Below are 19434 nucleotides of genomic sequence, written 5' to 3'. Positions count from 1 at the left end.
CAGGCTTCAAACAAGGCCGAGTGCGACCAGCAGCATGTCGATCAGCTTGATGCCGAGAAACGGTACAACGATGCCGCCCAGGCCATAGATCAGCAGGTTGCGACGCAACAGATGCGCCGCGCTGGCGGCCTGAACCCGCACGCCACGCAGGGCCAGCGGGATGAGCACAACGATGATCAGCGCGTTGAAGACGATGGCCGAGACAATCGCACTTTGCGGGCTGGCCAGTTGCATGACGTTGAGCACGCCCAGTTGCGGATAAATCGAGGCAAACAGCGCAGGCAGCACGGCGAAGTACTTGGCCACGTCATTGGCAATCGAAAACGTCGTCAGCGCACCGCGTGTGACCAGCAATTCCTTGCCGATCTGCACCACGTCCAGCAACTTGGTAGGGTCGCTGTCGAGGTCAACCATGTTGGCCGCTTCACGCGCGGCCTGGGTGCCATCGTTCATCGCCATACCGACATCCGCCTGCGCCAGTGCGGGCGCATCGTTGGCACCGTCGCCGCACATCGCCACCAGTCGGCCTTCGCCCTGCTCCTGACGAATTCGCTCCAGCTTTTTCTCTGGCGTGGCTTCGGCCAGCACATCATCGACACCCGCTTCAGCGGCAATGGCTGCAGCAGTCAATGGGTTGTCGCCAGTCACCATCACCGTGCGAATCCCCAGCTTGCGCAGCTCCTCGAAGCGCTCGCGAATACCCGGCTTGACCACGTCCTTGAGATGAATCGCACCCAACAAACGACCGTTGGCGCAGACCAGCAGCGGCGTGCCGCCGGTCTTGGCAATCTTGTCGACTTCCCGCGCCAAGGCAGGCGGCAGGTCGCTACGCTGCATGTTGATGAAAGCCAGCAGCGAATCCACCGCGCCCTTGCGGTACACATGGCCCTGATAATCCACACCGGACAGACGTGTATCAGCGCTGAACGGTACAGCGGTTACCGAACTCAGGGTGGGCTCGTTCATCGGGTGCAGGTTGCGCAGGAACTCGACGATGGATTTGCCTTCCGCCGTATCGTCGGCCAGCGACGCCAGCAAAGCACCCTCGCCCAGTTCCTTCGGGGTCACGCCGGGTGCTGCGTAAACGGCAGCGCAGCGGCGATTGCCGAAGGTGATGGTGCCGGTCTTGTCCAGCAACAGCACATGCACATCGCCCGCAGCTTCCACGGCGCGACCGGACTTGGCGATCACGTTGAGGCGCACCAGCCGGTCCATGCCGGCAATGCCGATGGCCGACAGCAGGCCGCCAATGGTGGTCGGGATCAGGGTGACCAGGAGTGCCACCAGAAACACCAGCGGCAGGCTACCCCCGGCAAAGTGGGCGAACGGCTGCAAGGTGATGACCACCAGCAGAAAGATCAGGGTCAGGCCGATCAGCAGAATATCCAGCGCGACTTCGTTAGGGGTCTTCTGCCGCTTGGCACCTTCCACCAGTGCAATCATGCGGTCCAGCGTCGATTCGCCGGGGTTGGTGCTGATGCGTATCAGCAGCCAGTCGGACACCAGCCGGGTGTTGCCGGTCACGGCCGAGCGGTCACCACCGGATTCGCGAATCACTGGCGCGGATTCGCCGGTAATCGCCGCCTCGTTGACCGCCGCGATGCCCTCGATGACTTCGCCGTCACCGGGAATCATTTCGCCGATCTCGACGCGCACCACATCGCCCTTGCGCAACTCGCTGGCATTGATGATGCGCAGGCTGCCGTTCTCATCGCGAATGCGCGCCTTGAGCCCTTCGCTGCCGGCCTTGAGGCTGTCGGCGCGGGCCTTGCCACGACCTTCGGCCAGCGCTTCGGCGAAGTTGGCGAACAACACGGTGAACCACAGCCACAGGGCGATCTGCACGCAGACTGAAGTGGGCACCTGCGGGTTGGGGATCACGCACAGCACGGTGGTCAGAATGGCAGTCAGTTCCACCACCAGCATCACCGGCGAACGCTTGAGCTGGCGCGGGTCGAGCTTGACGAACGCCTGCACCAGCGCCGGACGCCACAGGGCAGCGATGCCGGTCTTGGCTGTCTCGCTGGCGGCCTGAGGCTCGGCAGCTTTTACAGCATCACGTCTTGAAAAATCAGTAGTGCTCATGATCGGTTCCTCAGAAACCCAGGCTCAGGTGTTCGGCAATCGGCCCCAGTGCCAGGGTCGGCAGGAAGGTCAAACCACCCACCAGCAAAATGGTGACGGTCAGCAGAGTGACAAACAGCAGGCCGTGGGTCGGGAAGCTGTTCTGACCCTGTGGTGCGGTTTTCTTCATGGCCAGGCTGCCAGCCAGTGCCAGCACCGGCAGGATGTAACCAAAGCGGCCAATGAAGATCGCCAGGCTGAGCATCAGGTTGTGGAACACGGTGTTGGCACTGAAACCGCCGAACGCCGAGCCGTTGTTGGCCGTGGCCGAGGTGTAGGCGTACAGCAACTGGCTGAAACCATGCGGGCCGGGGTTGCTGACCGCACCGGCCGGGCCAGGCAGGCTGGCAGCAATCGCGCCCAGCACCAGCACGCCGACCGGCATCACCAGCAAGGTGGCGACCAGCAGCCGGACTTCCTGCGCTTGCAGCTTCTTGCCGAGGTATTCCGGCGTGCGGCCAATCATCAGGCCGGAGAGAAATACCGCAATCAGTACGTTCAGCAGCATGCCGTTGAGGCCCACACCCACGCCGCCGAAAATCACTTCACCGACCATCATGTTGACCAGCGCAACCATGCCGGTCAGAGGGTTGAGGCTGTCGTGCATACCGTTGACCGAACCGTTGGAGGCCGCAGTGGTAGCGACTGACCACAGCACCGTGCCGGTGGTGCCGAAGCGGGTTTCCTTGCCTTCCAGCGGTGCGGTCTGCTCGACACCGGCGATGTTCAGTGCCGGGTTGGGCTGGTACTCGGCCCACAGCGAGACCGCGCCGCCGATCAACAGCAGCGCCAGCATGCAGCCAAGAATCGCGCGGCTCTGGCGCATGTCCTTGACGTAGTGGCCAAAGGTGAACACCAGCGCTGCCGGGATCAGCAGGATCGACACCAGTTCGAACAGGTTGCTCCACGCCGTCGGGTTCTCGAACGGGTGCGCCGAATTGACGCCGAAGAAGCCACCACCGTTGGTGCCCAGCTGCTTGATCGATATCTGGCTGGCCGCAGGACCCATCGGCAGGCTTTGATCCGCGCCTTGCAGGGTCAGCGCATCAATGTAATGGCCGAAGTTCTGCGGCACGCCCTGCCAGACCAGAAACACGGCCAGCACGATACTGATCGGCAACAGCCCATAGAGCGTGGCGCGGGTCATGTCGGCCCAGAAGTTACCCAGGCTCTGCGACGAGCGACGACTGATACCGCGACATAGCGCGACCAGCACGGCGAGACCGGTGGCGGCGCTGACGAAGTTCTGCACGGTCAGGCCGACCATCTGGCTGAGGTAGCTGAGCGACGCTTCGCCGCTGTAGGCCTGCCAGTTGGTGTTGGTGATAAAGCTCATCGCCGTGTTGAAGGCCAGCGACCACTCCATGCCCGGCAACTGCTGCGGGTTGAGCGGCAGCACGCCTTGCAGCATCAGCATCGCGAACAGCACGACAAAGCCTGCCAGGTTGAACGCCAGCAAGGCCCACATGTATTGCTGCCAGGATTGCTCGGTTTTCGGGTCGATGCCGGAGATCCGGTAGCAGGCCCGCTCGACCGGCCCCAGCACCGGGCTCAGCCAGGTGCGCTCGCCTTCCATGACCCGATAATAGAAACGCCCCAACCAAGGCGCGGGTGCCAGCAGCAGGACCAGAAAGGCCAGGATCAACAGATAATCGTAACTGTGCATGATCACTCCTGACTCTGATCGGCGCGCAACAGCGCCACCAGCAGATAGATGAACAGCCCGACTCCCATCAGCAGCGAGATACCATCCATAACGCTCATTGAAATTTCCCCCATCAGGCAACACCGGTACGGCACAGGCCGCGTGGGGAGATTGTCCGCAGGCAGGGTGTAAAGGCGCGAGATCGACAGGCCGGTCGGGGCGTAAAGAAGCTGTAAAAAAGCGCTACAGCCTTGACGGCGCAAGGCCTTCGCGGACCTCCAGCGCTGTCATTTATGTCAGGTTCGCGTTGGGGGTGGCGGGGGTATCGTGGTGCGGCGATCTTCAGGAAAAGGACTTCACCATGCTTCGCGACAACGGAAAACCACCCGGCACCACGCCGCCCTCCAACACCACAACCGCCACTGTCCAGTTGACTGTCAAGGAACGACAAGTCCTGGAATGGGTGGCGATCGGCAAATCCGCGTGGGAGATATCCCGTATTCAAGGGTGCACGGAAGCGACCGTGCACTTTCATACCAGCAATATCCGCCGCAAGTTCGGGGTGACGTCATTGAAGGCGGCGCTGGTGATGGCGATCAGGCAGGGGGTTATTTTGGTGGAGTGAAGTATTTAAAACCGGTGCACCCCACAGGAGGTAACCCCCTGCGTTGTGCACTTGGATTGCGGATCAGCACTCATATTTATTAGTCTTAGTCGAAGCTATATCTATCCTTAGGTTTTCCAGGCAGGTACCGGTCCAATCCTACTTTTCCAGGAGCCGGATTTGGACGCCTTATGTTCTCTACAGTGGGAATTTTTTTAAGCTCTTTTCTGGCAAGTGATAATTCTTTTGCAATCGTACGGCGCGCATGAGCAGTAATTCCGGGCCCTTCGAAATTTTCAACCATGTAGTTTAATGATTTTCGACCGTTAACCTGTTTGAGCGCAAGAGAATCCGCCAACTTCGGCATGAAGTTGTTACGGGCATCTGCAATGCGCTTGGGATAACTATCAACCACTTCATTCAAGCTATCCCAGTCTGTTAGCTTGATTCTCGATAACTTTGTTACGTTTTTACTCCCACGAGTGGTAAGTAGCGCAGGAATTTTTTCGACGCTTGGAGATTTTGTGGTCAGAGTAGGAGTCTGCTTTAAGGCTCGGTACAACAGCTTGAATGGGGTAAATAACCTAAAGTGCCCCGTCGGATCCACCCTGTTCACCGGGTCCCCCTCGACATACGCATACCCATTCACCCCACCCTCGCCAAACGGACTCCAACTATCGGGACTGTTGAAGCGCATCAACACCGGGCTGTAGGCCCGATAACCATTCCCCAGCATCTGCCAGCCGCTATCCGCCTCGGCCAGTTCGCCGTTGAACCCCAGTTTGCCAAGTGGGGGGTCTTCACTGCTGGCGTGGCCGTAGGCCGTATACCTCCTCCGGTTGACCCCGTCGCCACCTACCTCGCCCAGCACGCTATCGCTGCCGTCGGTGGCAAGCAGCAGCGTGTGATCACTCTGCTGTTCGGCCAGCAGGTAGTCGTCGCCACGCATGAAGGTGCTCTGGGCATGGCTGCCAAGTTGATTGGCCAGCCCTGCGTCGCTATAGAAGCGCAGGTCCCTGTCGTCGCCACGGGTCTCCCCGGTCAGTTGGTCCTGGGGGTCATACTGGTAATGAATGCCGGCCGAGGGCGTGCCTACTTCGATCAGGCGGCCGAGGGGGTCGTATTTGAGCGTGCGTCCGGCTTCGTCGGTTTTGAGGTTGCCGTCCAGGTCGTACTCAAGTTTGATTTCAGACGGGTAGTATTTATCGTTAGTGTTCGTCACCCGGCTCAACTGCACCGGGTCGTCAGCTTCGTAAAAATACCTGGCATTGTTGGTATCGTCATTGTTGCTGTCGTCGCTGCCGTCATTGAAGCGAGTCGTGACGAGCGTCAGGTTGTTCGCGCCATCGAAAATGAAAATCTGCGCGCGGAGGGTCCTGCCATAGGGGTCCACTGGCCGCTGAGTTCCCGTGCATTGGTATTGACCCAGGCGACCGGACGTATCGTAACGGTAGGTTTCGTCACGGAGTGTTTCCGTGCCCTGGCGCAGGGTACGCTGGACCATGTCATCCACATCATCGTAGACCTGAACCATCTGTTGCTCGACTCCATCGAGGTCAAACGTACGCTTTACTTCCCGACCCAGATCATCATATTCAAGGCTGATCGCGACGGTTCTCTCGCGGCTGCCGTCGGTCTTGTCGGTGGTGGTGATTTTTGCGAGGCGACCAAAGACAGTGTCGTAGTCGAACGTTGAATAGACCTCACCCAGCGAGGTTTCGTAAAGACGACCGCAGCTGTCATAGCGATTGACCTGCTCCTGTCCCAATACGTCGGTGTAAGACAGCAGCAGGCCCAATCGGCTGTAGCTGTAGAACATGTCGTAGGTCTTGCCTGCCGAGGTGCGCTTCTCGCTTTTCAGCGAGCCGGTGCTGTAATATTCGCGATCCAGTATCTCGCCCTGCTCCGAGGAATGAAGCAGACGAGCATTCTGCTTATCGTAACTGTAATCGGCAGCCACACCCGGCTCCGCAGTCCGGACAGGCCCGGACTCTTTCAGCGGATCAACTTCGCAGGTGGTTTCAGGTTCAGGCACAGCTTCGGACTGCACCCTGCGCCACGGCTCATCGCCCACCTGGGGCTTGTATTCGTAGTCGATTTTCCGCTTGCTGGGCAGGGTTATCGATTTGGGTTGCAGCAGACCGGGGTCGTAAACAAGCGTACGTTTACGCCCCCCGGTGATAGAGCTGACCAGACGATCCAGCCCATCGAACTCCTGCTCTCCCAACACAATGCTTTCGCCGTTGTGCTCGATGCCGATACTGACGGGCAAGTTTTCGCTGCTGTAGCCAGCATAGCTGCGACGCACGATGGCCCTGCTTGGCAATGTGGACTCGATCACCCGATCAAAGACGTCGTAAACAGAGGTGGTGCGCCGCTCGCCGCCCGCTTCCCCGATAATTTCCTCGACACGGCGGCCAAGGCCGTCGTAATGGTACTGGCTCAGACTGACCGAGTTTTCAGCCTGATCCTTTCGCTCGCTGCGGGTGGGCTGTTCGAACAGGTTCATCCAGGTCTCGGTGAACTCGCTTTTACCGCCACCGTTGCCTTCGATCCAGCTACGTTGAATCGGGCCCTGCGATTGTGCCGTACCAATAGGGTCGGTCTCTTCGAACGTCTTGACGCCATCCGGCCCGGTGACGCAGCGCTGCTTGCCCCAATCGTCGTATTCGAAGACGCTCTTGAGCGCCAGATCCTGCTGGCCCAACCAGTCAAACTCGGTCTCACTGACCATAAGCCCCCACGCATCGTAAACAGCCGCGTAGGTCTGGCGAGGCTTGTCGGCGCGCGCAGGATTATCTGCGTCATCCCGTTCCTCACAGACGACTCGGTTGAGGCCATCGAAGTAGCTGCAGGTTTTTACCCCTTTGACGTCGATGAGCGTCTGCATGGCCTGATCAGTCGCCCTGGCACATAGCTGATACTCGTAACTTCTGGTCGCGTTGTAGGTTTCATCATTTGGCGCCACGGTTTCACTCAGCACACGTCGCAGGCTGTCGTAGACATAACGAATTTCCACGTTGTTGTCGTCGCGACTGAGCAAGGGTTCGCCATCGAGCAGAGAATCCTCCAGCGTAATGACCTTCTTCGCGCCATCGAAGCCGGTGACGGTCTGTACGGTTTGCATCACTGTCGCGGCATAACGGCTGCTCTCAGGGAAGCTTTCGGGAGTGTTCTCGGGAGCACTTTCAGTGGTGTTCCTGGGGAGGCGCACAGGAATGCTGTAGGCGTACGCTGTGCTGGTCACCTTCCCGCCCATGATCACTTGCTGCAATTTGAGCCGACCGTGCAGGACTGCATTGTTCGGCTCATCGAAGTATTCGTAGGTCGTGCGTTGCTGTTCCTGCTCACCGTCAGGGGCCTGCATCAGTAACGTCTCGCTTTGCGGTGCAAGCCATTTCTGTAGCTGGCCGCCACCCACTGCTGGCAACGCAAGGTAGCGATAGCGGGTGATCAGGACCGGCGCCTTGCCGTAGCCGGATACCGACGGGGTGACCTTGCTGCTTTTCATCCAGCGGACGAAGCCTTCAGGGTCCTTCGGGCATCCGTCCTCGCCGTCGGCCAGATACCATTCACTGGCCTCGACCACACCGTTGGCCTGAGTCTGAGTGAGCAGATTACCGTGCTTGTCATACGTGCTGCTGACAGTCTCACTGCGCGGCACACTGCCGTCTGACGACAGCCGCCAGGTGGTCTGGACCTCTTTGGGCAGCTGACAGTAGGCAAGCTGAGCCTCAAAGGGTTCTCCCGGCTCGATGTAGTAACGAGTGTCCACCTGCATGACGGTAAGGTTCTTGCGCGTGGTTTCTCGAGTGAGCAGGTGAAACTGGTTGAAGGTTCGTTCGATGCTGCGCTCGGCATCAGCCTTGCCCGCGACCTCGACACACAATGTTTCGGTCGACGAATACTCGTACAGCTCCGCCCCGCGGTACAGATACAGATTGTCCAGACCATTGTCTTCCCAGGCGATATCCAGCCCTGCGCCCAGAAAATTGCGCTCGCGCCGTAAGCTGTCCTTGTAAGTGTAATAAACATCCATTTGCGCCTGCCCCGCGCCGGGCGTCGTGCGATGGCGCGTGACTCTGGGGAGAGGCGCGCGTTTCGCCCTCGCAGGAAACTGATGGCCGCTGTCGGTATAAAAGATCTCTTCCCGGCCGCCAGCGGGTGTTTCCACCGCCGTCATGCATAAATGTTCACGGATCGTGTTGTATACAAAACGCCAGGAGGCAGCATTGTCGGTCGGCAATTCTATACGGTTGACACGGTGATCCGTTGCACCCAGCACCATCACGAATGTCGCATCCGGGCCATCGCCAGTGGTCAAGCGCAGCTTCACCGACGTTGCGTCGCGGCTGATGCCGAGCAGGATCTGATCCGAGTCATCCTTGATTTCGCTGAGCATTTGATGCCCGCCGAAAGAAGCGTAATCCAGCGTGATACTGTGACCTTCAGGGGCAAATACGCGCACCGGCAGCGCAACTCTGTTGATCCCGCTGCCGCGCATTTCGAGGTGCTCCACCAGACCGGACTTGTGCATCACCCGGTAGTTGTTATCGCCCTCCTTGTACAAGTGGAAGCTGTCGATTTTCTTTTCCGACATCAGCATCTGGCCGTCGCCGGTGCCATCGACCTTGAATGTCTCGCCGCTGCTCAGCGATACGATCTGCTTACCCGGATCGTACTGCGACAATTGCAGGTTCCAGCCAAGACCAAAGCCGCTGTCCTGACGGTTGAGAGGATTATAGTTGAGTGCCAGTGGCATGCCTGGGCCACGCAACCCGTTGGTTTTGACATCGGGCAGGGTGATCGCCACCGTGTATTGCCCGGTGCGGGGGTCAACGCCGCTCTGTACATAACTGAGGAAGTTGAACGCGTTGGAGTGTACGGAAGTCGATGCTGTCATGTTACATGAACCTCGAACGTTATGTATTAAGATAACCGCCGCCCACGGGGGCGACGGTTAAGCAGGCCTGACAAGTTCAGTTGTACTAACGACTAACTCGATACATCGACACGGACGCAGGACAACTTGCCTTTTATGTTTTCACCGCCGTCATACTCCCTGATCACAACAACGCCGCGACTGATCATGGTGCCGACCGGCTTGCTTCTGAGCTGGTCGATGGATATCCAGGGTGTTGTAAGGGGGTCGATATAAGTCTCGAGCCCAAATACCCAGCCTCCCGAATCATTACAATCTCTGGATTCCAGGTATATCTTCATGGCTGAGCGCACATTATCCAGCTTGATAAAACTCATCTCATCGTTCGTGCAATCATGATCTTTGTTGTTGAGATAAACCGTTTCGTCCTTGGCGGGAAAGTTGCAGTTCTTGCCTCCGCCATCAGCGTTTGCTGCGAGCATGATCAGTCGAACCGCCTGTGCCGGGGGCTTTGGCACCGGGCTGTGGGACGGAACGAGCGTACAGCCTGTCAAACCCGCAAGCACTACACAGGCAAAGGTTTTACTTAGCGCATTCATAATAATAATGACTCCCTGTCGGTGTGTGGCATCAATGCCTCATTCGGGCTTCTATACCGAATAGAGGGTATGCATGAGACGGTTGCGCCTGCCGACGCCGGTGGCCAGAAAACCGATTCGTCGTTTATGGGCATTGCCCTGCTTATCGAGCAACAGGACGACTATTTCCCCCATCAATTTGTCGCGTGCGGGGTCACCTGCCGGGATATATTTAAGGCCCCGGAGGCGGTGCAGGCTGATGACCAGTTTGCCGGTCTCGAATAAGGACATCTTGACGTCAATGTCCAACGTGTGAACATCCCCCATCGCGTCCTGGAGCGCTTCGTCAAAGTTCACCTTGCTTACATCACCGATAACCGCAGGGTCGTCGAAAACAAACCCCGTCCAGCTGAACATTTTTTCTTCGTCCTGCTCGCTCTCCCAGAGAATGATCGACGTATTGATCACGTCACCGTCAGGCTTGGAGGGCAGAAACTTCAGCGTCTCGAAATTCACCCATTGCTGGGTATCGGGGTTAATGACAGCCAGCGTCCAGTAATCAGTGGTCTCGAACTGGTAATCGAAATGCACATCCTCCCCAAAGCCCGGAGCCTCACTCGACGGCGGATCAACCGGAGGATCTCCGCCATCCCCATGTGCACGCCGCGGAATGAAGGTGTAATTGCGGGCATCGAACCTGGGCAAGTTTCGCGGGGTGATTTCAACCTTGCTGTTCATCTCTTCAACAACCAAAGAGGTCCACCAATCGCCGTTGTCATCCTGAAATTTCGCGTGGAAGACGCCGACGAAACCCGATCTCGCCCGGCTGTGCAGGAAGAAGTTCTGCGTGATTGTCCGTGGCGCATCCAGGCCCGATTCAGCAGCGAAGACGCCGGCCCCGGACAGCTCGAAACGGTTATATTGACTGCGCACGCGCCACGTTTGGACATCCCCCTCGGGCATGCCTTCGAGATGGGAGAGTACTGACTCGATATTTTGGCCGGTTTCATCGTCTACCAGACGCATTGAGGCCCTTTCAGTGGGACTCAGCTCGTACTCGATGTCGTTGTGCGGGCTTATCTGGGTCTTGATCTGCAGCCTGAGTTGTTGATAACCGTTGCGGTACAGATTGCCTGTATTACCGTAAGGCGATGACGAGCCAGGAACCGTGACGATAAACACCGTAATCTCTTGCCAACTTTCTTCATCGATGACTTCGGACAACTCGATGACGCTATAGCCGCACGCCATAACCACCCCATTGCTCAGCACTTCACAGCTCACCACGCTACTGGCGACAAGCGCCTCATCGGGCGGCATGAAAAGCCCCTGCTGATCAACAGTGCCTAGCCCACCCGCCACTTCCCAGCGTCGCTCAAGCCCAGGCAGCAGTGCGCTGTCATCGTGTAACTGCACCGCTACATTTGGCCGTGCTCTGGGTACGAAAGCTGGCTCGATACGCAGCGTTTGCTGCCCGTTGGCAATAAGCACCGTAGCGATACCACGGTCATTACCCAACGCCCCTATCTGTTGCACCGCCAGTGCTCTTTTTCCGGACCTGGCATCCGGACTGAAGAGCGCGCCCTTGCCGACCTCACTCAAGCTGCCAAGCTCGGGGCCCAGCAACGCCCAGCTCAGCGGGCTGCCGTCAAGCGTCGAAGCCGCCAGCGAGACCGGTTGCAGCACAGCACCCCCTGGCACTACCGTTACACATGGCGCCAACTCCATGCTGCGTGATACCACTCCCACCAGAGCCGAGACCTTGACGACAGCGCCTGACTCTTCATACGTGGCTGTGATGACCACGCGCAGCGCATCATGGCCAATCGCCTCAAGCACCGGCGCCGTGTAAACACCGCTGGAAGAGATGCTGCCGCTTCCCGCAGCCAGGTGGCTTTTAATGCTTAACGCACTCCAGCTGGTGGCCGGTATTTCTTCGCCTTGCGGGTTGTGCAGGACAAATAGCTGAGTCTGACCTGCCTTCAGGGTCGAAAACAGGGGCGTAATGCTGGCCTGTGTCGAACGAAGGCTGCCAAACAACAGCAGGTCATGTGGACGGTATTGCTCAATTGGTTCGAATACGCGTCCACCGGTGAACTTCAGGCAGTCCGCCACGTGCAGACGTTCACGTTCGATCATCGACTGAGTCTCTTGCGAGAGCATCAGCACCGTGCCGTAGATTGGCTGACCATCTGCCCCACGATCATCAGGTATCGGATAAACGAAATCATCTGTCGGCGCAAACACGCCTTCAGCGTCGCCATCCTGCGCGCCCATGAACAGCACAAGCGCGCCATCACCGGTAGTAGTGTCCATACGCGCATCGCTTGAACGCGGCGCAGCGCGGGTAACAAGCCGCAAGCTGCCTGGAGTCTGAACATGATAGCGATTGAGCTGTGCCTGCAGCACTGAGAAAACCCGGCGATGAAGCGCAATTTCCTTGAACTCCTCAGCAAAGAAATCCGCCAGTCGCTGGTTGATCGCATCATCGACGCCCCCCAGACTACAGGCAACACCAGCCCCGCCGGCCAGATCGAGCAGCACATGCCCCTCCTCATCCACGAAGAGGTCGACAGTCATCGCCAGCCAGAAGCCCATGGGCTCGCTGATGATGAAGCTGCCGGACACGGTAGTTACACTCCCCTCCGGCTGATGCAAGCCGCTGTAACGGCCAGACACGATGTTCATCGTGACGAGGACACTGCTGGAGCCCGGCGAGTCAGGCAGAAACGACAGGACCGGCACGCCCAGCTCGACCTGTTTCAGACGAACAGTGTCGCCTTGTCGCTCATCCACCACGATGTCGCCGGTGAACAATGGCAAGAAGGCCAGATCCTGATAGCGCTCGATGTATTGTTGCTCTATATGCAGGTTGAGCTCGCTGCGACTGACCGCCGCGACGGCTCCCCAGCCTTGGGTCAAGGTACCTGCACCCGCTCGCTGCACAATACCGCTCAATGAACGGGGCATTGCATTAGCCGCCGTGCCCCCCGCTGTCCCGTTCAGTGCCTGCAACACACCGGAGGAACCACTCAATGGCAACGGCAGAATCAAGTGCCCGGCCATTTTGCCCAAAGCTTCGTCTTCAAATTCTGCAAACACGACAACGTAGCGTTCGAGTGCTTCGGCATCACAGCTGTACACACCCGTCGCGTCTATAGAACCCGGCCCATCAAGACTCCAGGTGACTTGAAGGTCATGACCATTGACGACGACTTTCAGCTCGGCACGCTGATCATTGACGCTGACAAGCGTGATGAACAGCATCGGTGAGTGGCGAAGAACCAGAACCTGAATTGACTGGGTGTGCTGATCGTCGCTGACCGTTATTGTGTCGAGGACATAGGTATTCCCTGCCCCCCCTGCACCGGCGACGTAAAACTTCTCATGCGGTGCATCGACGCCGTCCTCAAGCGTCCCGCTTTCTCCGGCTACCGGATCGACCACCGTCCATTTCAGGCTGGTTGCGCGCGAACTGCGTGCTGAAAGCGCTACCCGTTGATCGTGATTACATACTTGAATCAACGGGCTGACGCTGACGCTGCTGGTGAGCACCGTCAACACCGCGGTACTGTCATGCCCCGACACCGGGTCCATCGCCTTGATCAGTACACGCTGAAAACCCTGCCTTGCGGGCAGCGTTGCGGGAGCCGTATACCGGCCCTGCATATCGATTTTTCCCAGTCCTTCAGCATCGCCACCCAAAGGATCTTCCAGAGACCAGACGATGCCCGCCCGCGCAGGCTGGGTGGTCAATTGCAGCTCTTCGCCTGTACCGATCAGTGCCTGGTGCCCGGCGATACTGAACGTGGACGCACCGGGATCGATACGACCGAAAACGGCCAGGTCATAAGGCAGACGCTTGAGTACGGGTTGCAAAACTTGCTCGTCAGGCAATAACCAGCCGCCCAGAAAACGCTCGGCGCCGGTAGCATCCAGAGTTTTGCTCAACCCTTGAAGCACAGCGTGTTTGACGGTGTAGGCCACGAAGCCGTTGACCTGCTCCAGCTCCCTGACACTCAGGTTGTCCAGCGTTCCTGGAACGGCGCTGACCTCATGGTCGAACAGGTAAGGTGTATAAAGATGCCCTTCCACTGCTTGATCATCTGACTCACCTTCCAGCAGATGAAACTCATGCTTGAGGCTGATGTTGAAGGTAGCGTTGTGCGATTGCCATTCATCGCTGTCCAGCGCTCTGTAGCGAAAACCCAGCGTGCAGGGAAATTCCCAGGTCTGCGTGGTCTGGCCGTACTCGAAGTCAATGGTCAGGGGATGCTGGGCGTTGAAGGCCTGAACGCTGAAGGGTTCTGATTCAAAGACGAATTCCGCGCTGCGATACTCTCCAGCCGGAACTGCAAACGTGCCGGCCTGAGCGACCATCTGCTGCAGTGGTTTATCGTCCGGAACGTTGAAGCTGAATTCAGGCGCTTGCAGCATCCGTATCGCCGCATGGCCAAAGGCAGCACGGTGCAGTGCGTGAGAGGAAAACACGGCGGTCGCCGAATACGAATGCTGAGCATCGTTGGGAATCAGGTAACGGAAGTCGGAGTCGCCACCCGGAATCCCGCCCGTCACGCCGTATTGCATGGTCGTGAACAGCAGCAACGCGCCTTTTTTATGGACCGATACAGCATTGGGGCTTTCAAGCTGTGATCGCACATCAATTCTACGTACATTGAGCAATTCGTTGCTCTGCTCGTTGAAAATACCCAGCCTGAACTGCTGTTCCTGATTTTCCGGGTTGCTGAACCAATCCTGAAAAAAGTCGCCGATCTTCTCTCGTTCGGTAGAACGGCCCGGAAAATCCAGTGAAAGGTTTTTAGCCAGACCAAGGTCCACCATCAGATCCGCGCTTTGACTGCTCATTTCCAGATCGAAATCCAGGCCCGGCGCATTCAGTGGGTCGTAGGCTGCGATTCTGTGAACATTGTGCTGCCCTTGAGCGTTCTCTACCACGGTATGCAAACCGGCGATAACCGGAATGCGCCAGGCCAGCAGTGAATTCTCCAGAACGCTGTGCTTGAACGACAAGGCTGGTGCCCCGAGAACACAGCCCGAGAAAAAATGGGAATCAAACGTATCGGGAATCGTGATACTTCCGTCCGGCACCGGACGCGACATTCCCTGAGCCAGACTCTGTTGGTAAACATGGTCGAGGAGCTCGTTGACCTTGTCGCCATCCAGAGCAATGATCGCGTCCCAGCCTCTGAGACGCGTGTTATCTTTCATCCATGCCAACAGACTTTCCGCTGAATAACCAGCCATGACATCACCTCCTGTGATGTTGATATAGATAAGACCGATGTGCCTTGGGTCAGGACGCCGGTACTTCTTTGCCCTTCATCAATTCCAGCTCCGTGGCAAACCCGTCCACTGGTAGCGGCAATATGATATGCCCCTCAACGACGAAGACTGGATGAGCGGCTTCGGCAAAAATAAGCACAAACCGGTCAGTCGACGATATGTCGGGGGTGTACAAGCCGTCACTGATGCTCCCGCTCCCGGCGCCTATTCTCCATTGGACGCCGTCCGGCGTATCGCCATCGGCAAACGCTTGCAGTTGAACCTGATCGGCACGAATGGTCACAACGTCCACGGGCTTGCCGACCTTCGCAACCTCCTGAACTTCCGAAACCTCCACGGTTCTTACGACTTTCACGGTTAACAGTGGGGTTTGATGCTTTACCAGCACCCACGACGAAACACTCGCCTGCCCACTGGTCACGACTATCTGATCCAATAGGTAGGTTTTGCCGGACACCTGCTGCGCCGCGACGTAACGGTGATCACCATCAGCCAGTGGGCTGGGCTCCAGGACACCGCTTTCGCCGGGAACCGGATCCTTGAGCGACCAGTGCATTTCTTCTGTGCCGAGCGAGCCTGCCTCGAGCTCCACAATCTGCCCGGCGTCACACACCTGAATCAACGGATTGAGGGTGATCGGGTTGGTCACGATCGTGACCAGCGCCGAACTCTGATAGTTGGAGTTCATGTCAGTGGCCGTCACCCGAACACGTGTGAACGGAAACTCGGTTGCCGAGCTTTCTGGCGCGTAATACCGGCCGGCACCATTGATGGCACCGTAGTTCTGCGTATGACCATCCAGACGTTCGACACCCCACGTCACACTCAACCCCAGCGGTTGAGTGGTGAAGGTGGTGGAACTGTCGACTACCATCAGATGCTCCGCCGGGCTGACGACAAAGTCTGCCCCGGAACTATTGATGCGCCCGAAGGCGGCTATGTCTCTGGGCGCACGCAGTACATCAGGCACAATGGCTTCGTTGAAATTGAGATTGATACTGTCCCGGATGAACGAACTGATCGGCACACGGGTAGCGAGTTTGCCCTTTAGTACGGCCCTGATCCCGGACTCGAACGGATGAGTGTCCAGGGTCTCGAAATTCGTCTTTACTGCCCCTATCAACAACGCTAATGACACGCTCAATGGTGGTGGATCCAAATCTCCGACAGCCGGTTCACCGCTGGTGGTATTTATCGTGAGACTGGGGGTCAGAACGAGGTCGTTGTTTTCTTCGGCGAAGGTATAAATGCACCGTACATCGACCGTGATGACCTTGGTCATGACCAGTACCGTCCGGCCTGGCAACGTAAGCAAAACGCTGGGTGTAGCTTTGGGCTTCCAGGTCAATGCCACCGTGCCATCGCAAATGAGTTCCACAGACAAAGGCGTGCTCTCCAACGCCTCAAGCCAGGTCTCGGCTTTGTAAACATTTGCCATGACTGACACGCCATCGATTTGAACCTCGACATCCCGGCTGCTCGACTCGGACGTCTTCAATCTGCCCGACTTGGCCGTCGCCTTGACCAGTCGGCCGGAGCCATCATGAACAGGTTCGAAATCCACGCCTGCAATAACCGAAGCAATGGTCTTGGTCACCTCGCCGATGAACAGTGCCGCCTTGAACGTACGCTCAGCACTGAACAAAACTGTTGCTGAGTAATCTTTCCCGACATCATCCGGTATCAGGTATTGGTACTCTACCGGGATGTCGCCGTCTTCCTGACTGCCCTCCAGACGAATGAACACCAGCACGGCCCCGTCGCCATAGTTGGCGGCATGCGGGTCGAGAGGTGCAGCAGGATTGGTCTGGGTGCGCAGTTTGAAAGACTGAGGGTGCATCAGATCATTGCTGCCACGCTTGATCACGCCAAGCGTCCATATGCGCTCATCGTCCGGCAAATCATTGAACAGGGCTTTGAAAAAATCTCCGCCGAGTGCCCGGTCAGCCCTGTCAGCCGCGAAGGTAAGAATGAAATTGTCACTGTCCTTGAGGTCGAGCCGCACCCGGCCATCGCTCTCGATATTGCCTGGGACCCTTTCCAGCGCGAGATCCAGTGTCAGCTTCGGACCTTGCAGCGCATCGATATGGATAACCCTGTAGGCTTCCCAATTATCGACGTTATTCTTCATCGTCAATTGGGTTCCGCCCAGAATCGAACAGGTCAATGTCGCATGAGACTGACCGAGGTTATCGTTCGAGAAGGCCAGCCTGGGCGCATCCAGAATAAAATTGTGAATACATTCTTTAAACCCGTCGCTTAGTATCACCTCTCCGCTGACAGGCTTTAGACACGTGTCCGACGAAAAACGCGCGACATACTCCTGAAGCAACAGGTTATTCACCTCGCCTCGGGCCATTGCAGCGATGGAGTCCCAACCCCACATAACATTGTTAGCGGGGTCTTTCATCCACTCGGTCAGGTGGTTCAGCGTGTTATTGGCCATAGGGTTGCGTCCTTGCATGTGTGGGATCATGCCAGTGGCTGTTGCGTCCTGCGCCACCCCGCCGGCCTGTAAAGAATGACCGTCCAGTACGATGAAAGCGATATACGGAAACAGTGTGTAAGTCGCCCCGTCATCAAAGCTGACTTCAACCGCCACGGTGTTGGTCAGATAGTTTCTCTGCAGACTCTCCAGAAAGTCCCTCGGGATGATCACCGACACCTGCCTGGCTTGGTATTCCGCCTCACTGAGCGGTTCGGCTGCGCCGGTACGTAGCCCGAGCGCTTGTGGCGAACCCGACTGGGACAAGCCAGTAACCTTGATTCGTACCCGTTGCCCGGGTGCCATGTAGGCCCAGGATGCGAGGTCCAGACCCGCACCTTCTGACGGCACACGGTCGAGGTAAAGCAGGGTATCGATAATGCGTGGTCGCATGATCTGGATAACCGGCCAAACGCCGACAAGGCCTCTGACTTCCAGTTTGAATACCGGCGAAGTGCCTGACTGCGACAGCGAAACGACCTTGTAATACACCTCTACCCACTTGCCCATATTGGCCGGAACCGCCGTGGAAGGGATGATGAACAGGCGCGGATCGTCTGGTGAAGGATCAGCGATAAAGCTGCCCGTGCTTGTATTGCCCTCCCAGTGCATCTGTACCGTGGAATCGTCACCGATGAAAGCATCGTCCGGTATGCGAATTTTCACCCCGTTCTGCAGCCGCGAGGCATAGATATAGCCCTCTACTCCCCATTCTTCAGAGCTCTCGATCTCGGCGTCGTCGACTATGGGCACAGGAAGATCGAGCGGTAGACTCAGCATGACCTTGCGCGGCAACGAGCTGGCGGCATGGCCTGGTCGCGCGTACTGATACACCAGCTCGATTTCCTTGCCGTTATTGGCGCAAAGCCAGGTCTTCGCCAGCGAGAACTGCAGTACGCCACTGTCGAGATTGGATATATCGGCCCTCAGGGTCTGCACCAGCAGATTGCCGCTGGAGATGTAAACTACGACATCGTCATCAATCTGCATGCCGAAAGGATCGATCAACAGGGTGATGCCGCCAGGGAAGGCTTCCGGGTCCAGTGAGCCACCGTTGAAATCCTTGATCCTCAATGGCGGCAATAACGCCGCTAACGGTGCGACGATGGCCAGTGACTGGGTGACTGAATCCGTTATCAATGTGGAATCGGCATACTCGATGCGGTAGCTCATCAGCGCGACGCCATCTGGAATTGACAAAAATTCGCCAGCGGTTATCGGCCACCGCAAAGGCTGGCCCACCTCGTTCCCAGTCAATAACCGGGACTCGACCAGAGGGTAAAAGGAGCTGCCGTCCTCGAAATAACGATCCAGTGTGAGGGTCACTCTGTCGCCCTCGCGCATGGCCAGATACGGCGGCGTCACGATCGACACCTCATTGAGGTCCCACAACAGGCCGGGATCAAGCTTCAGATCGTGAGACTCCTTGCATTGCGGCACCCCCAGTCCGGCAGCCGTTGGCGGACGTTTGCCGACATAGAAAAACAGTCGCCGGGACTCCTCGACGCTACCGTCGACTGTGTACGAGTAAAACACCCAGCCCTTGTCAAGCCTCATCAGCGACGGGTTTTTGATCATCAGCGGCATGCCTTCAGGCTGCAGCCGCGCGACCTCGATCAAATCGTTGACGTAGTCGTCCACTTCGCCCAGGGCGCCGCAACCTCGCCAGTTGGGCATGAACAGATCGCCGTTCTTGATCCCTGGGTAGTAGATCCAGGTGAGCAGGTCGTCGCTGCCCAACTGATCCAGGTCGAGGTAATTCCCGGGCTGCTGCAGGTCGGGCACCTTGGGGGCGGGAAAATCCAGCGCCAT

The 19434-nt window shown here is 57.7% G+C and carries 8 protein-coding genes; 1 reads left to right on the top strand and 7 read right to left on the bottom strand.

What is annotated here, in order from left to right:
- Positions 1-6: 6 nt before the first annotated feature.
- From kdpB to kdpF, 3 genes are read right to left on the bottom strand one after another with little or no spacing between them, the layout of a single operon-like run.
- Positions 7-2085, bottom strand: a complete 2079-nt coding sequence (kdpB, locus tag RYC17_RS20225; protein WP_122258739.1) for a potassium-transporting ATPase subunit KdpB — start codon at positions 2083-2085, stop codon at positions 7-9.
- A gap of 10 nt (positions 2086-2095) precedes the next feature.
- The gene (gene kdpA, locus RYC17_RS20220) at positions 2096-3790 is read right to left on the bottom strand and encodes a potassium-transporting ATPase subunit KdpA (protein ID WP_057403322.1); all 1695 of its coding nucleotides are present in this window, start codon (positions 3788-3790) and stop codon (positions 2096-2098) included.
- A 2-nt stretch (positions 3791-3792) separates the two neighbouring features.
- Complete coding sequence (gene kdpF / locus RYC17_RS20215; protein ID WP_003406089.1) at positions 3793-3888, bottom strand: K(+)-transporting ATPase subunit F; 96 nt, start codon at positions 3886-3888, stop codon at positions 3793-3795.
- 242 nt (positions 3889-4130) lie between these two features.
- Between kdpF and RYC17_RS20210 the strand changes: the two genes are divergently transcribed.
- On the top strand, positions 4131-4394 hold the full coding sequence (locus tag RYC17_RS20210; protein WP_122281930.1) for a helix-turn-helix domain-containing protein: 264 nt from the start codon (positions 4131-4133) through the stop codon (positions 4392-4394).
- Between the two features lie 85 nt (positions 4395-4479).
- On the opposite strand, the gene RYC17_RS20205 is transcribed toward RYC17_RS20210, so the two are convergent.
- From RYC17_RS20205 to RYC17_RS20190, 4 genes are all read right to left on the bottom strand, one after another.
- Positions 4480-9276 (bottom strand): RHS repeat-associated core domain-containing protein, encoded by a 4797-nt coding sequence (locus tag RYC17_RS20205; protein ID WP_316904234.1) that lies wholly within the window; start codon positions 9274-9276, stop codon positions 4480-4482.
- Between the two features lie 92 nt (positions 9277-9368).
- Positions 9369-9854, bottom strand: coding sequence for a hypothetical protein (locus tag RYC17_RS20200; RefSeq protein WP_122281928.1), 486 nt, complete (start codon positions 9852-9854; stop codon positions 9369-9371).
- Between the two features lie 51 nt (positions 9855-9905).
- Complete coding sequence (locus RYC17_RS20195) at positions 9906-15098, bottom strand: imidazole glycerol phosphate synthase (RefSeq protein ID WP_316904231.1); 5193 nt, start codon at positions 15096-15098, stop codon at positions 9906-9908.
- A gap of 49 nt (positions 15099-15147) precedes the next feature.
- Entirely contained in the window at positions 15148-19434 is a 4287-nt protein-coding gene (locus tag RYC17_RS20190) for a hypothetical protein (RefSeq protein ID WP_316904229.1), read from the bottom strand.

The sequence above is a fragment of the Pseudomonas syringae group sp. J248-6 genome, from assembly GCF_032586995.1.
In the GTDB taxonomy this organism is placed as follows: Bacteria; Pseudomonadota; Gammaproteobacteria; order Pseudomonadales; family Pseudomonadaceae; genus Aquipseudomonas; species Aquipseudomonas amygdali.
Note: the sequence above shows the minus strand (reverse complement) of the source record. Positions and strands in the feature narration are given on the sequence as shown.

Excerpts from the sequence above, each read along its gene's own strand:
- kdpB (WP_122258739.1), bottom strand. The coding sequence starts at position 2,085 with ATGAGCACTACTGATTTTTCAAGACGTGATGCTGTAAAAGCTGCCGAG.
- kdpA (WP_057403322.1), bottom strand. The coding sequence starts at position 3,790 with ATGCACAGTTACGATTATCTGTTGATCCTGGCCTTTCTGGTCCTGCTG.
- kdpF (WP_003406089.1), bottom strand. The coding sequence starts at position 3,888 with ATGAGCGTTATGGATGGTATCTCGCTGCTGATGGGAGTCGGGCTGTTC.
- RYC17_RS20210 (WP_122281930.1), top strand. The coding sequence starts at position 4,131 with ATGCTTCGCGACAACGGAAAACCACCCGGCACCACGCCGCCCTCCAAC.
- RYC17_RS20205 (WP_316904234.1), bottom strand. The coding sequence starts at position 9,276 with ATGACAGCATCGACTTCCGTACACTCCAACGCGTTCAACTTCCTCAGT.
- RYC17_RS20200 (WP_122281928.1), bottom strand. The coding sequence starts at position 9,854 with ATGAATGCGCTAAGTAAAACCTTTGCCTGTGTAGTGCTTGCGGGTTTG.
- RYC17_RS20195 (WP_316904231.1), bottom strand. The coding sequence starts at position 15,098 with ATGGCTGGTTATTCAGCGGAAAGTCTGTTGGCATGGATGAAAGATAAC.
- RYC17_RS20190 (WP_316904229.1), bottom strand. The coding sequence starts at position 19,434 with ATGGCGCTGGATTTTCCCGCCCCCAAGGTGCCCGACCTGCAGCAGCCC.